The following is a 15,385-nucleotide window of genomic DNA, read 5'->3' on the forward strand; positions in this document are numbered from 1 at the left end:
AGGCACTGATACAGCTCTGGCACAACCGAACCCGGCTCAACGAGATCGCCCCCGCCGAGCCGGTGACACCGAAGTCGTGCTGGATCAGCCGATCACGGAGTTCATGATCGTGCCCGCGCTGGTCGCGACCGCGCCGCCCGCCATCGCGCTGGCGATCATCTTCGGCGATTGCAAACCGCCGCCGTTCCACTTCTCCCAGGCGAATCGTCCGCCGCCGTAAGTAATGGCGGTGATACCCGACAGTTGCACCAACCAGGTGAAGTAGCGGCCCATTTGCATCAATTTATCGGCCAGGGGTGGCGCCTCCGGTGTCGGATTGCCGACCTCCGCAAGAACGGTGTCGTGTAGCGCGGCGAGAATCATGCTCACGTTCGTGCTCCTTTTCGCAGGCTGAGGTGGGTCCGGACACGAGCAATCGCGGTGTGGTCGCCACTAACTCGGATATCGAAGAAATCGCGCCGCCGAAGAATTCGACGACACCACCGGTACGGCGGCGCTAGCTGTCGCTGCGGACTCGTACCATGTCGTCTCCTGCTTTCCGCTCGTCGCCGGAAAAACTCGTGACCTGGGCAATTCAACCCCATCAAGATCACGTATGCCCGCCGACACACCGGACAAACGACCCACCGTCGGCCAGGGCGACCGACCGGTTTGTTGTTGAGTCGGCGGCAATCACGGCATGCCGCGCGGAAAAGTTCGCCGAAACCGGATGGCCGCCCGAAAACCCTCCCCCATCCGGCCGAATCGGCGCATGCCGAACGTTCGCTGGAATATCCTTGGCGAGCAAGATTCGCAGTAGTAGTCGCCAGCCGTGGGCGACTCGGCGGCCACCGGAACCGACTCTCCGTAGCCGCCCCAGAAGGGAATCACCATGCCGGACAGCCATTCTCCGACCACCGCCGCATTACCGACCAAGATCGATACCAGCGTCGCGCACGAAGCGCGCGTTTACGATTATTGGCTAGGTGGCCGGGACAACTATCCGGCCGATCGGACCCTAGGCGACGCCATCGCCACCCACATCCCCGCCATCCGCACCATGGCCCGCGCCAATCGCGCGTTCCTCGGCCGCGCGGTCGACTATCTGACCAGCGAGGCGGGCATCACCCAGTTCCTCGACATCGGCACCGGTATTCCCACCGCGGGCAACACGCACGAAGTGGCCCAGCGGCTCAATCCCGCGGCCCGCGTGGTCTATGTGGACAACGATCCGATCGTGCTCGCCCACGCCCGCGCCCTGATGTCGAGCAAGCCGGAGGGCAAGACCGCGTTCATCCACGCCGACCTGCACGACCCCGCAGGCATTCTGCACAACGAGACGCTCGCCGCCACCCTCGATCTCGAACAGCCGGTCGCCATCATGCTCGTCGCGATCATGATGTACTTCCGCGACGAGGACGACCCGCACGGCATCATCAAGAATCTCCTGGACGTAGTGCCCTCCGGCAGCTACCTGGTGATCACCCACCCCACGGCAGATTTCGACGAACACGCCATGTCCCGCGTCGTCGACTCCGCCGAGAACGCGGGCATCACCTTCTATCCCCGCAGCCGCGCCGAAACCGAGGTCCTCTTCGCGGGCACCGACCTCATCGACCCGGGCGTCGTCCCCGTGGTCACCTGGCACCCCAACCTCGACGAAGACCCGGCCGACCCCGAATCCGCCTGGTACTGGGCAGGCATCGGCCGCAAACCCTGACGGATACCCGCCGCTGACCACCCCCTCCCGCCCCCGCGAGACCACACCGCCAGTCCCACAGAGCCCCCATACCGTTCCCAAGGCGTTGTGTCCTTGTGAACGGTATGCACGCTCTGTGAACCCCTCCCCACCAACAGGTTTCACCACACCGGAGCCCTCGAGGCGCAACCACAGCCCGATCGCCCCGCGAGGCCCATCCGTGCACCCACTGTGTCAGCCCCACACCCCCTGTACCAGGTGTGCAGCCCACACAACGGGTGTACGCAGGTAACTTCTCCACCCCCGGAACCCGAGATTCGCTGACTATCGAACTCCCCCAACGCAACCACAGCCAGATGACCACCCGAAACCCATCCTCACACCCACTGCGTCAGCCCCACCCCCTCTGTACTGGGTGTGCAGCCCGCACAGCGGGTGTACGCAGGTAGGTTCCCCACCCCGGAACCCGAGATTCCCTGATTATCGGACTCCCCCAACGTCACCAAGCCAAATGACCACGCGAGAACCCATCCGTACACCCCCTGTATCAGCCCGACACCCCCTGTACCGGGTGTGCAGCCCACACAGCGGGTGCACACAGGTAACTTCACCACCCCCGGAAGCCGAGATTCGCTGCTTATCGAGCTCCCGCAACGCAACCACAGCCAGATGACCATCCGAAAACCCATCCGTACACCCGCTGTGTCAGCCCCACACCCCCTGTATCGGGTGTGCAGCCCGCACAGCGGGTGTACGCAGGTAGGTTCCCCACCCCGAAACCCGACATTCGCTGATTATCGAACTCCCACAACGGAACCACAGCCAGATGACCACCGGAGACCCCATCCGTGCACCCACTGTGTCAGCCCCACACCCCCTGTACCAGGTGTGCAGCCCACACAGCGGGTGCACGGCGGTAGCTCCGCCCCGGAACCCGAGATTCGGCGACTATCGAACTCCCGCAACGCCACTGCGGCCAGATCGCCACCCGAGAACCCATCCGTACACCCGTTGTGTCAGCCGAACACCCCCTTTACCGGGTGTGAGGCTGACACAACGGGTGTACACAGGCAGCTTCACCACCCCGGAACCCGACATTCGCTGGCTATCGAGCTCTCGAAACGCCACCACAGCCAGATGACCACCTCGGGAACGCGACACCGCACACCTGACGCACACCTAAAGCCGGGTACCCCACCTGACGCGCCCAGCACTACTCACAGGAAAACATGGATAGGTCTTCAGCTCTATGGGCTGCTCACCGCATGGAGTCCTAAGCAGCACTTGCCCGGAAAAGTGCACATTTCCGAGGGTCTTTGCGTGTACTGGCCCGAGATCGTGCGCGCAGAGACACCCTGGGTGTGCGGTCCCCGAGGTTTTCGACGGCCCGTGGGATGCCCGAGGTATTGCTGGGCGCGTGAGGGGGGTACCCGACTTTCTCTGCCGCAGCCTGTGATGGGCAGCGGGTGAGTTCCAGCGTGAGGACTGGCTGTGGTCCGGTTCAGAGATGCTGGGGAAATCGAGTCGAGTCGAATGGTCGTTGGGCGTCATCGAGTCGAGTCAAATGGTTGCTGTTGAAGATCTTTTGGCGACCATATGACTCGACTCGATGCTGGGTGGGTTGCAGGATATGGTGGCGGTGCGTGCGGGTGCGGCTGCTGCCGTGTCCCGTGATCATGAAACCCGTTGCTAGTCCGCGACTTTCACTACGGCCTTGCCGAAGTTGCGGCCCTCGAGTAGGCCGATGAAAGCTTCGGGGGCGTTGTCGAGGCCTTCGGTGATGTCTTCGAGGTAGTGCACGCGGCCGTCGGCGATCCATTCGGACATGTCGCGCAGGAAGTCCGGGAAGAGTTCGGCGACGAACTCGGACTGGATGAAGCCGCGGATGGTGAGGCTCTTGACGAGGATGCGGCCGTAGAAGGCGGGGAGCTGGTCGGGGCCTTCGGGGAGACCGGCCGCGTTGTAGTTGGCGATGAGGCCGCACACGGGGACGCGGGCGTAGAGATTGAGCAGCGGGTACACCGCTTCGGCGACCGCGCCCGCGACGTTTTCGAAGTAGACGTCGATGCCGTCGGGCACTGCGGCTTTCAGCTGCTCGGCGAAGTCGGGCGCGCGGTGATCGAGGGCGACGTCGAAGCCGAATTCGTCGAGCAGGGCCGCGCACTTCTTCGGCCCGCCCGCGATGCCGACCGCGCGGGCCCCCTTGATCTTGGCGATCTGTCCGACCGCCGAGCCGACCGGGCCGGTGGCGGCGGCGACCACGACGGTCTCCCCTGCCTTCGGCTGGCCGATCTTCAGCAGACCGGAGTATGCGGTGAATCCGGGCATACCGAGTACGCCCAGCGCCGTCGAGACCGGCACCTTGTCGGGATCGAGCTTGCGCAGGCTCGACGCGGGCGCGACATCATGCGACTGCCAGCCCGAATAGGACAGCACCACATCGCCTTTCGCGAATCCGGCGGCGCGCGAATCGACCACCTCGGCGACCGTGGCGCCGACCATCACCGCGCCGACCTCGACCGGCTTCGCATACGACTTCGCCGCGCTCATCCGCCCGCGCATATAGGGATCGAGGGACAGATACAGCGTCCGCAGCTGCACCTGCCCCTCTTCTAGGGGCGGCAACTCGGCCGTTTCGGTACGGAAGTTCGCCGCTGTAGGCGCACCTTCCGGGCGGGCAGCAAGCACGATTCTCGTCGTCTCGACCATGGATCCGAGCTTAGCCCCGAAGATCATCCCCGCCTGTCGCGCTATGCGGTCGAACCGACCTCGCGTGCCCACAGCCACTCGGTGAGATGGGCGACCGCCCGGTCCCGGTGCCGCCGATAGGTGTTGAACGACAGGTGCAGTGTCTGGGCGACACGTTCCTGGGTGGTAGTCGGCTGCAGGAACGTGCGGTCCACCAGCTCACTCAGATCGGGCCGCAACATACTCGCGCCCGTGGTCAGCATGTCTCGGAGGGTGTCGACGGCGGGCAGGCCGCCTTCGTGCTGCCGCACCATCCGCGAGCGCAGCAGCGGGTTGTCCCGTATGCGCTCCGGCGTGTGCAGGTCGCGCAGTGCCTCCCGGACAGCGCGCGCGAACTCGGGCTCGGAGAGCACCACGTTGCCGCCGCCGGGTTCGGCCGGATAGATCGGCGCACCGGCTTGCCGAGCGTGGACGGCGCGCATCCACTCCGTGACATTCGTGCGGCGCCAGTCGTGCGCGAAAACGGGAAAACGCTTGTCGCCGACCGCGTATTCGGCTCCCGGTGCGGGCTGGAAACCGAGGTCCGCCATGGTATGGCCCCACCGGGTCGCGTCGGCGTACGCGCCGACCAACGTCCACGCCGCGTTGTCGCCGCGGCTCAGGATGTCGAGGGTTTGGCAGGCTGCGAACAGGGTCACCGACGGCGAGGTGAACTGACCGTGCTCGCGGTCGAGGAAGAACCGCCAGGCCCGGACCCGCTCGCCCGGTCGAGGCGCGCCGTTCTCGTGCACGTAGCGCCACATCGCGTCTGCCCCCGGATCCACGCCGAGCTCGGCCCCGGTCAGCTCCAGGCACACGGCATACCCGCGAGGCTCGCCCGACAGCGCACGGAACACCCAGAACGCCGCGGGCTGCCGCGCCAACCAGTAGTCCGCCAGCGCGGCCTGTTGTTCGCCCTGCCAGGCCGCGGTCATCGCGATGATCGGGTCCCGATCCCCGTCCCGCAGCCGGTCGGCGTAGGCCTGCATCGTGGGCGGCGGGGTGGTGCACGTTTCGATCTTCGAGCGAGCACCGGCCAAGACGATCGAGTCGACGATCAGCTGGACCTGTTCCCGCTCGTCCACCGACGCGCGGATCCGGGCGCGCATCGCGGCCGAAACCCGTTCCCGCAGATCGGCATAGCGGCCGGGGGCGCGCCAGCGCGAGTCCGCGTCGAGGGCGTCGCGGGCGATGTCGTGCGGATACAACCCGCGCGGACCCTCATCGATAAACGGCAGTCGGCGCAGCCAGGCGAACAACTCACCGGCGTCCGCGCCGATCACCTCATGCAGCAGTTCTTCGGTGGTGACGGGTGCGTGTGCGCAGATTTCCAGAGCGGCGCGGTGGCGTGCGCTCGGTGCCGCGTCGATCGTCTGCGCCAGCAGCGTGCTCACCACGTCAGGGAGATCGGCGAGTGTGCGTGGGATCGCGCCGCGGCGTACCGCGTCGACCAACATCGACAAGGTCAGTGGATGGCCGTGGCTGATGGTCAGCAGCCGGTCGTGCCACTCGGAGGGGACTTGCTGAGCCGTCAGGTACCGCCGCCCGTCGCCGGGCGGCAGGTTGTCCAGCGCGACAACGCGCACCAGATCTCGCCATGCCGGGTCCGCCCGCCATTGCGGCCCGGGTGCCTGACGCCCGGCGATCACCACGAGCACGTCGGCGGGTAGCGAAGGCAGGTATTCCTCGCGGACCCAGTCGTCGCTGTCGGCCAGCAGTTCATAGGTGTCGATCAGCAGGACCGGCCGGTCGCCGCCGGTCATCGTGTCCGGTGCGAGCCGCAGATGCCGAGCGTCGATCCGGACCACGGACCGTCCGGCGGCTGCCGCGACCTCCGCGAACACCTCGAGCAGCGCGCTCTTCCCGACACCGCCCACGCCGTGCACGAAGATCAGGCCCGGTTCGGCCAGTGCGGCTCGAAACAGCGACACCTCGTCCGCGCGTCCGACGAACGAATGTCTGCGCAGCTCCCGCAGCCGCTCACCCAACACCGTCACGAAACCACGTTAGCTCAACCAGAACGTCGTCGCCCCCGGGTCGTTCCCGGCTGATCTGCCAGGCGAATTGGGCAGTAGATGGGCAGTGCGTGATCTGGCGAAGGGCGATCGGCCGATCGATGCTCAGAGGCGTCGCAGTCGTCGTGGTGAAGGAATGTCGTGGTGAAGCAACCTGCAGTGCCGCTCGATGACCTCGTCCCGCGCGAGGTAGGCAGCCCCGTGTTCCGAGCGGTGGCGCATATGCGGGATCAGTTGGCGCGGCCGGTGACCGTCGCGGAGTTGGCCGGTGTCGCGCAGTACAGTCCGTACCACTTCCTGCGAATGTTCAAGCGCGCCACCGGTTATACGCCGCACCGCTATCTCACTCTGCTGCGCATCGTCGAGGCCAAACGACTGCTGGAACGTGGTGTCACGGTCACACAGGCGGCGCGATGGTGTGGGTTTTCCAGCACGGCACACCTGTCCGCGGTCTTCCTCCGCGAGACCGGTGTGCGCCCGTCACGCTGGCCACCGACCAACGACCGGTCTACCGAATGCGGGCCTGGCGGAAGGCGTTTCGCAGCTCGCTGACCAGCAAGCCGGGTTGTTCCCAGCCCGCGTAGTGCCCGCCGTACGTCATCTCGTTCCAGCTGATCAGATTCTGATAGCGGCGTTCGGCCCAGCGCTTGGCGACCGGGAACGGTTCGCCAGGAAACAGCGTGAACGCGGTGGGCACGGTGACCGCCTGCGCGTTCTGCGCCTCCGCGCTGCGCGGCGTCCACCGTACTGCCTCCCAGTACCAGCGGGCGGCGGAGGCTCCGGTGCCGGTAAACCAGTACAGCGCAATGTCATCCACCTGCTGCGCCACACTGACACCACCGCCTGCCTCGGGTCGGGTGTCCGAGAACGCGACCAGCGCCTCGCTCAGCCATGCGGCGAGCCCGGCCGGCGAATCGAGCAGGGAATAGCCGAGCGTCTGCGGCAGCATGCCCTGGACAATCACATGGGTCGGACCGGTCATCATGAACATGTCACGTTTGGCGATCATGGCCTGCTCCGCGGCGTCGGCCGTCGCCACGTCCTCGGGTAGGGGCGAGGCGATCGGCATCGTCAGATGCAGTGCCGCGACCCGCTCCGGTGCCAGCCGAGCCAGCTCGGTACTGACGAACGCGCCCCAGTCGCCGCCGTGCGCACCGAAGCGTTCGTACCCGAGCCGGGTCATCAGATCTGCCCAAGCCTGTGCGGTACGGCCAGGGGTCCAGCCGACTTCCGCGGGCCGCTCGCTGAACCCGAAACCGGGCAGCGCGGGCACGACCACGTCGAAGGCGTCCGCAGCGGAACCGCCGTGCGCGACCGGGTCGGTCAGCGGCCCGATAACGCTCTCGAACTCCAGCACCGAGCCGGGCCAGCCGTGCGTCAGCACCAGGGGAAAGGCGTCGGGCTCGGGCGAACGCACATGCCAGAACGCGATGTCCAGGCCGTCGAGCCGGGTGCGGTAGTGCGGTATCGCGTTCCAGCGCTGCTCCAGTGACCGCCAGTCGTGCTGTCGCCAGGCGGCCAGCAGGTTCTGCAGGCGTGCCAAGCCGATGCCCTGGGTACCGTCCGGAACCGTCTCTGCTTCCGGCAGTCGAACGTGGTCGAGACGCGCCCGCAGGTCCGCCAGGTCGTGTTCGGGAATGCTCACCGGAAATGGTTCGATCTCAGTCACGATCGCGACGCTAGGCCACGGGCAGCGATCTGCTCGATGCGCAAAATTGCGCAGTGTGCCGCGGCCCGAACTGAGGTCCAGGATTTGCCGTTGGCAGAACTACTCCGACGCACCGTGACCAGCAACAACTAACGGTGATTGCGATGTGCCCGATAGGCCGAGTGTCGGATGCCACGACAGTAGCTCTTGCGCGTCGAACGAAAGGATCGTGAAATCAGCAATCAAGTGGGCGGTGCGCAGTACCGCTGCTGCGAGCTTGCTCACTCTGGCACCCACTGACCTCGCTGCCGATCGGCATTGGCCGCACCCTGATAGGGCTCCGCTCTGTCTCGTATACGACCACCTGCATAGGGAGTTTCTCTTGGCACGCCTACGTCGCACCCGCGTCGCACTGACGATGACCACCGCCGCGCTGGCGGTTCTGTTGACCGCGGGCACCGCGGCCGGACGGCCGATCGGGCCGTTCGATGTGGGCGGGGCGATCGAGGTCGAATACGACCAGGCCGGCGGGGGCGGCGTCTTCGGCGATCCGGTGAACCCCGAATCGGATGCGGGTCGCGGCGGCAAATACCAAGCCTTCGAACGCAACGCCTCCATCTACTGGCATCCGGCCACCGGAGCCCACCAGATCGGTGGCGCGATTCGCGACAAATGGGGCAACCTCGGCTTCGAGAACGGACTGCTCGGCTACCCCGTGACGCGGGAAGAGTCGACCCCGTCGAAACCCGGTCGCTACAACCACTTCCAGGGCGGCTCGATCTACTGGTCGCTCGGCACCGCCGCGCATCAGATCGGCGGCGCCATCCGCGACAAGTGGGGCTCCTACGGTTGGGAGAACAGCGCCCTCGGCTTCCCGATCACCGACGAGGCCACCGCCAAGAACAACGGCCGCTACAACCTCTTCGACGACGGTGCCATCTACTGGTCCAGCGCCACCGGCGCGCACGTCATCTGGGGCGCGATCCGCACCACCTGGGAAGCCAGGGCAGGCGTCAACGGCGGCTACGGCTACCCGACCAGCGACGAGTACGACTACCAGAACGGCAAAGCCCAGGATTTCCAAGGCGGCCGCATCACCTGGCAGCCCTGACCCGCCTCGGCACCCATTCATCCGACCGGGCCGCGCGCGCGATGGTTGAGCCTTCATGCCATCATCGCCTACCAACGCTCCGCCCTGTCTCGTCACCGAGTAACGCCTGACTGAGGAGTTCTATTGGTCCGCCTTCGTACCCACCGCTCGTCCACCAGCGCGACGCTGGCCACCGTCGCGCTGGCGATGCTGCTGACCGCGGGCACCGCGCAAGCCCGCCCGATCGGCCCGTTCGAGGTCGGCGGCGCGATCGAGGTCGAATACGACGCGGCGGGCGGTGGCGGCGTCCTCGGCGACCCGACCTCCCCCGAGTCCGACGCCGCCAACGGCGGCAAGTTCCAGACCTTCGACCGCAATGCCGCGATCTACTGGCATCCCGACACCGGTGCGCACGAGGTCGGTGGGCCGATCCTGGACAAGTGGCGCGGGCTCGGCGCGGAGACCGGCGGCCTGCGCTACCCCGTGACCAGTGAGCAGTCGACCCCGTCGAAGCCCGGTCGCTTCAACCACTTTCAGGGCGGCTCGATCTACTGGTCCGTCGGCACCGCGGCTCACCAGGTGAGCGGCGTCATCCGCGACAAGTGGTACGCCCTCGGCGCGGAGAACAGTCCCCTCGGCTTCCCGATCACCGACGAAGCCCCCGCCAAGAACAGCGGCCGCTACAACCTCTTCAACGACGGCGCGATCTACTGGTCCAAAGCCACTGGCGCGCATGCCGTTTGGGGCTCGATCCGGACCAGCTGGGAAGCCCGGGCCGGGGCCGATGGCATCTACGGGTACCCGACCAGCGACGAGTACGACTTCGAGAAGGGCAAAGCCCAGGACTTCCAAGGTGGCCGAATCACCTGGAAGCCCTGAGGGATTCGACCATTACGGCCCGCGCCGTCGTCCGGCGCGGGCCGTTCCGCATGAACCTCACGACCACCAGGTGCGAACGAGGTTGCCGTCCTCGGTTCGGACGAGCAGTTCTAGTTGACGTTGGACTCGATGGACCAGGGTCGGGCTGTGTGGTCCGGCCTTGAATCCCTGCTCGCCCTGGACAACTGGAGCCCAGGGAGACCAGGCTGCGGATTTGGTCCAGGTTGCGGCGTAGACGGTGCCGCCGCTAGCGACCGCGACTACGTCCAGTCGATCCGGATATGGTGTCGCACAGGCGATTCCGACACCATCTGGCACCGGAGTGCCGCCCGGCAAGCCCAGTGATGTCCACTGCGGCGGGTTCGTTCCGTCGAAGGTTCCGTCCCACACTTGGCCATCCGTCGTGGTGGCCAGCACGCGGGTCGGCGAACCGGGATCGACGGTGAAAGTTCGCAACGATTGCCCGTCGGTGACTTTCGTCCACGGCGTTATCTGCGGGAAGGTCGTCGAACGGATGATCGTTTTGGCCCACAGCGCTCCGTCAGTGCCGAGCACGAGCAGCCGGTCCTGGGCCATCAGGATGTCGCCGTCCTTGCGTAGGGCGAATCCTTCGACCGGGATCTCTATCCATCCTCGGTACTCACCTGAAAGCGGGAAGCCGAAGTAAGGCTCAGCGTGCCAATCGAATTGGATGTACAGGTGTCCGTCGGTACCGGGAACTACCAGTTCGACACCATCGACCGAGGCAGCCGAAGGTCCCGCGTAGAGGGTTCCTGGCGCGGCCAGTGGCACCGCTGTGCCGAAGGAAGGCTCCTCCTGGGTCCACGGCCCCCACGTCCCCGCCTTGTCCACGACAGAGCTGAAGAACAGCCTGCCCTCATCGAGTACTGCCGCGACGAGATGGCCCGGGAAGCGGGAGACGCCGCGCACCGAGCAAGTCGGTGTAAACACCGGCCCACCTTGACGCTTCGCGATCTCGGCCCAACGCGGTGCTGCCGCGAGGCAGGCGTCGAGATGTCGGTGCCGTAGCGGCTGGTTCGGCGTCGCGACGAGCAGGTCGCAGTGGTCGTAGTACTGCTGGTCGAACGACGGGCGGACCGCTTGGGTCAGGTTCCCCTCGATTCGACTGTCCGGTACCGCTTCCCACGGCCGCCACTTGTCGGTGCGCACCGCGAACGGCAGCGGACCGGTGTTGCGCACGTCCTCGTCGAAATCGGACGAGTCGAACGTCAGCGTGCAGTCGCGCAGCGAATGGTCGCCCATCAGCGCCTGCATCGTGAAACCCATGTTCCAGTCGGCCTCGTCGTCGCCGTCACTGAAGGCCCGGTGGCCCACGTCGATGGTCATGTCCGGCGCGGCCCGCACGGGCCCGGTGTCGAAGAAAATCCACTCGGTGTCGTGGGTGGTGTCGTCGTCGACCGGTCCGACGGCAATGATCTGCTCCTTGGTCACCTCGGTGCACCCGATCCGCACCGTGGCGATGCCGAGTGTCTTCTCGTCCATGTCCTCGTCCTTGGTGCGGACGAAGATCACCAGGCCGAGCACCTGGTCCGGGTCGGCAACCGAAACCTCCTCGGTGCGTATCGGTTTCCGGAAATCGTGCACGTTGTGCAGCAGCGACTTGCCGCGGTATTCGAGCACATAGGACCGCTGCCCCCACTCCACTCGGCCGCCGCGCACGAAGGGATTCTCGAACCGCGGGTACAGGTCGGTCGGCAAAGGCGCGTTGCCGTAATGGAATTCGCCGCCGTCCCCGTATTTCAGCACCAGCGCCTGACTTCCGCCCTCCGGCATCGGCATGTGATAGGTGCACTCCATGTCGCCGGTGTCGTCGAGATGCACCCGCGCGCTGCTGACCCGCTGCTTGAATTGCTCGAAGTCACCGAACTCGGCTTTGCTGCCGACCTGAATGATCCAGATGTTCTTGCCGTCGTGCTGCCAGTCGCGATCGGCGAAGTAGTCCTTCGGCAGCGGCTCGGCCCAGATCCGCTCCAGGTCGCGCAGCTGCCGTTTCAGGTCGATGCTCTTGTCGATGTTCTTCTCGTTCTCGATCTGTTCCTTCAGCTTTTCGATCGGCTCCTTACCCGCCGACTCCACCGCCTTGTTATAGACGTCGACCTCGTCCTCCTGGCGGCTCAGCCAGGTGGGGTGCTGATTGGAGAACACCCCGATGTAGGACTCGCGCCGGTCCGCGGCCACGTCGCCGGGTTCGATGTGGGTGTACTTGCCGAACACCCAGAAACCCTTGGGGCCGTAGTGGAATACGTCGAACGCCTCGAACAGCGACGAGTTGGCGTCGTCGTAGGCCGAGCAGCGCAGCTCGTCGACCTGATCGAAACCGCTCTTCGGGAAGAACACGTGCGAGCCCGCGTCGGCGAGATCGTCCTGAATGTCATGGAAGTCGTAGGCGATGATCGCCGCAGGCCCGTACTGGGCCACCATCGGCAATGCGTAATACCCGGTCCACCAATGCAATCCGTCGACGCCGTCACCGCTACTGGCGAACGGGTTGACATGGCCTGCGGCTTCGTTGGCGATCACCGCCCCGACGCCGCCCACCACCGCCAAGGTCGGCGCGAGCCCACCGACGCCGAGCACGGCGTCGCCGACCGCGCCGGCCAGCCCACCGGCGAGTGCGCCACCCGCTCCGGCGACCAATGGGGAAACATCCAGGTTCACCAGGCCAGATGTGGTGAATACGTTGAGCGTGCCGTTCACCGTGGCCTGGTTGACGTTGGACTGGAAGTTCAGCTGCCCGGCGCGGAAGTTCTGAATGCTGGACAGCATGATGTCGGGATTGCGGTAGGTGAGGATATTCGCGCGCGTCCGGGTCGAGCCTTCCAGGAAGATCGACAGATCATCGGCGATATCCTCGGCGTCCGAGGTGTTGAACAGGGCGCCGAGTACCACGCCCGCGACGGCGCCGTACACGCCGCCGACCAATCCGCCGATCAGTCCGAAGAAGCCACCACTCTTGACCTTCGGCAGCAGCGAACCGACTATACCGGCGAGCTGTTTGAAGATGCCGCTCTCACCGAGACCGAACTTGTCGACCGCGGCCAGCGCGCCCTTGACCACCTGCTTGTTGAGGAAAGCCGATGCGCCCCACCAGAAGACGACACTGTCGTCGCCCGCGGTGTACTTCCCGTTGTGCGCGCCTTCGATCTCCTCGTTCGACTCCCGGATGAAGCGCGAGTATTTCTCCAGCTTCGGCGCGTAACCCTCACGGTAGGAATCGATCTCGTCTCGCTGATCGGAGAACCCGAGGCCGAATCGGTGCGCCTCGTCGAAGGTGATCGAGACCCGGGACCGGTCGATGAAGGCGGTGTCCGGTGGGCGCGCCGCGATCTCGAGCAGCACTTCCGGCACCTGATACGTCGAGGTGGCCAGTGCCGCACCGATTTCGGAGTCGCCGTCGTTGAACAGGCCGCGGGTGCCGAACAGGATCTCGACGGCATCGCCGAACGCGTTGTCCCTGCCGCTGGCGTGGGAATTGAACTGGGCGCGCCCGCCCGGCGCGCCCATCGCGCCCTTGTGCGAGAACCGCGCGATATCGAACAGCAGCAGGTCGGCGACCATGGCGGCCTTGTCGCGGACCTCGTCGTCGAGGGCGAAGTCGACCAGGTTCAGCACCGACCACAGGTGCTCGCGGTAGTACCCGGAGGAGTTGAATTCGGTCCAGCCCATCTGTATCCGGTGATTGAGCCACCGCAGTACGCGCGCTTTGCCACGTGCCCTGCGCTCCTTACCGGTCAGGATGCCGTCCTTGCTCCCGCTGAGAAAGAAACTGCCCGGCTGGAATTCGTCGTCCGGCCACAGCTGCCCGGCCAGGTACTCCGAGGACGCGAACATGATGTAGTGGTTCTCCGACCAGTACTCCATTTCGTTCTCGGCGTCGTAGCCGAGGTCGGTGCGGATCTTCTGGAATGTTTTGTTCTGCGTCGCGCGCAACGGCTCGTCGAGCCAGAACTTGTAGTGGTGGATGGCCTTTCGCACCGCCTCCTGCGCGATCGGCGAGAAGGTGACGGCCGCGCTGCCCGGCACGGCGGCACTCTCTTCCAGGATGATGCGGAGCTTCTCCTGCGCGGCAAGCAGCCGGGCTGTCGCCTCCGCGTTGCCGGTGATGCCTTCCGCCGCAGCGCGATTGACGAAGAACTCGGTGAACGTCGCCGGGTCGAACGCGGGCCGCTGCCGCCACCGCAGCTTGTCCGCGCTCGCCACCTTCGCCGGAATGGCGCCGAACAGGTACAGCGTCCTGATGAGATGGCACAGCCCCATGTCGGAGTTTTCCTTGTTGGCGTACACCTCCCGCACCGGGTGGTCCATCACCCGCAGCCAGTACTTCGTCATCTCGGAGTGCGGAAACTTCTCCACGTCTTCGAGCTCGAAGCCCACCGTCCCGATCCGAATTCCGAACCGGTAGGTCGATCGTGGCACGCGCTTGTCGTCCAGAATCTCGACCGTCGACAGGAACTGTGCCTGCACCTCGGCCGCCGCGTCGCCGGTCGTGGTCAGCCGCAGCGCCTCGTTGATCGCCCCGCGATAGTCCCGCTTACCGGAGTCGCTGTCCGCGAACGGGAATCGTTGATCGACAGCCCCGCCCACCACGATCCGCAGTTCCGTTTCGAAGTCCGCGATGAACTTCTCCAGATCGTCGAGCCACGGCACCGTCGGAGCGAGCGGGGCGAACACCGGGGTACCCGGGAGCGGCTTGGGCTGGCGATGCGCCGGGTGATACAGCTCCGGAATCAGCCACGGCTTGTCCCTGGCGACGAAGGCCCGGCTGATCGCCCGCCCACTGTTGTCGGTTTCGAAGTCATCCCCGTCGAACGGCGCCTCGTTCTTCAACGGGTCGAACAGCTGACCCGGCACCCAGTTCTTCGGTACCGGATTCGCCGTCGCCCGCTTGCGCCGATACAGATAGAGTGGCGACTTCTCCAACGCTGAGCCGAACCGCTCCTGCTCGAAATCCTTGGCCAGCTCCGCGATTCGCGCGCGCAGCAGCTGCGGATCGCGGAACTCCAGCCAATCGCCGAGCCGCCCGATATACGCGCCGGCGAACGCGTTGCGCCGGGTGTGCTCGTCGGCGTCCCACACCGCCTGGTGGCTGTCCAGATACACCCGGCGGTCGGTAATTTGCTGCCCGGGGCGGGAACCGGGCAGCCCGACGGGCACCGGCGACGGCGTGCTGAACAGTTCCAGCAGCTGGATCTCGTCCAGATCCTTCGTCTCACCGACGATGTCGTGGAAGGTCTGCAGGTTGAACCCGCGCAACTGGGTTTCGAAGAACCAGCTGCGCCGCTTCGCCAATTCGGCACGCAGATCGGTGTTTTCGTCAGGCATGACCG

At 65.8% G+C, this 15,385-nt stretch carries 9 protein-coding genes; 4 read left to right on the forward strand and 5 right to left on the reverse strand.

The features are described 5' to 3' along the window. Positions 1–84: 84 nt before the first annotated feature. Positions 85–363 carry a hypothetical protein gene (locus ACIBK2_RS00495; RefSeq protein WP_150407093.1) on the reverse strand — a complete coding sequence of 93 codons (279 nt, stop codon included), beginning with the start codon at positions 361–363 and terminating at the stop codon, positions 85–87. 508 nt (positions 364–871) lie between these two features. On the opposite strand from ACIBK2_RS00495, the gene ACIBK2_RS00500 reads away from it, so the two are divergent. Continuing rightward, the gene (locus ACIBK2_RS00500) at positions 872–1,699 is read left to right on the forward strand and encodes an SAM-dependent methyltransferase (protein ID WP_396962045.1); all 828 of its coding nucleotides are present in this window, start codon (positions 872–874) and stop codon (positions 1,697–1,699) included. Between the two features lie 1,668 nt (positions 1,700–3,367). Here the strand turns inward: ACIBK2_RS00500 and ACIBK2_RS00505 are convergent. Together ACIBK2_RS00505 and ACIBK2_RS00510 are read right to left on the reverse strand one after the other, a co-directional pair. Next, positions 3,368–4,387: an NADP-dependent oxidoreductase gene (locus ACIBK2_RS00505; RefSeq protein WP_396962047.1), complete on the reverse strand. Its 1,020-nt coding sequence runs from the start codon at positions 4,385–4,387 to the stop codon at positions 3,368–3,370. A gap of 41 nt (positions 4,388–4,428) precedes the next feature. Beyond that, entirely contained in the window at positions 4,429–6,402 is a 1,974-nt protein-coding gene (locus tag ACIBK2_RS00510) for an ATP-binding protein (protein WP_396962050.1), read from the reverse strand. Positions 6,403–6,564: 162 nt separating this feature from the next. Here ACIBK2_RS00510 and ACIBK2_RS00515 point away from each other — a divergent pair, with 162 nt between their 5' ends. Next, entirely contained in the window at positions 6,565–6,972 is a 408-nt protein-coding gene (locus ACIBK2_RS00515; protein ID WP_396962052.1) for a helix-turn-helix domain-containing protein, read from the forward strand. On the opposite strand, the gene ACIBK2_RS00520 is transcribed toward ACIBK2_RS00515, so the two are convergent. Next, on the reverse strand, positions 6,929–8,089 hold the full coding sequence (locus ACIBK2_RS00520) for an epoxide hydrolase family protein (RefSeq protein ID WP_396962054.1): 1,161 nt from the start codon (positions 8,087–8,089) through the stop codon (positions 6,929–6,931). The genes ACIBK2_RS00515 and ACIBK2_RS00520 overlap by 44 nt on opposite strands. 361 nt (positions 8,090–8,450) lie before the next feature. Between ACIBK2_RS00520 and ACIBK2_RS00525 the strand changes: the two genes are divergently transcribed. After that, positions 8,451–9,179 carry an LGFP repeat-containing protein gene (locus ACIBK2_RS00525; protein ID WP_396962056.1) on the forward strand — a complete coding sequence of 243 codons (729 nt, stop codon included), beginning with the start codon at positions 8,451–8,453 and terminating at the stop codon, positions 9,177–9,179. A gap of 123 nt (positions 9,180–9,302) precedes the next feature. Then, complete coding sequence (locus tag ACIBK2_RS00530; protein WP_396962058.1) at positions 9,303–10,037, forward strand: LGFP repeat-containing protein; 735 nt, start codon at positions 9,303–9,305, stop codon at positions 10,035–10,037. Positions 10,038–10,094: 57 nt separating this feature from the next. Here ACIBK2_RS00530 and ACIBK2_RS00535 read toward each other — a convergent pair whose 3' ends face one another. Next, positions 10,095–15,380 (reverse strand): hypothetical protein, encoded by a 5,286-nt coding sequence (locus ACIBK2_RS00535; protein ID WP_396962060.1) that lies wholly within the window; start codon positions 15,378–15,380, stop codon positions 10,095–10,097. Positions 15,381–15,385 lie beyond the last annotated feature (5 nt).

The sequence above is a fragment of the Nocardia sp. NPDC050175 genome (assembly GCF_044459885.1).
Classification (GTDB): Bacteria; Actinomycetota; Actinomycetes; order Mycobacteriales; family Mycobacteriaceae; genus Nocardia.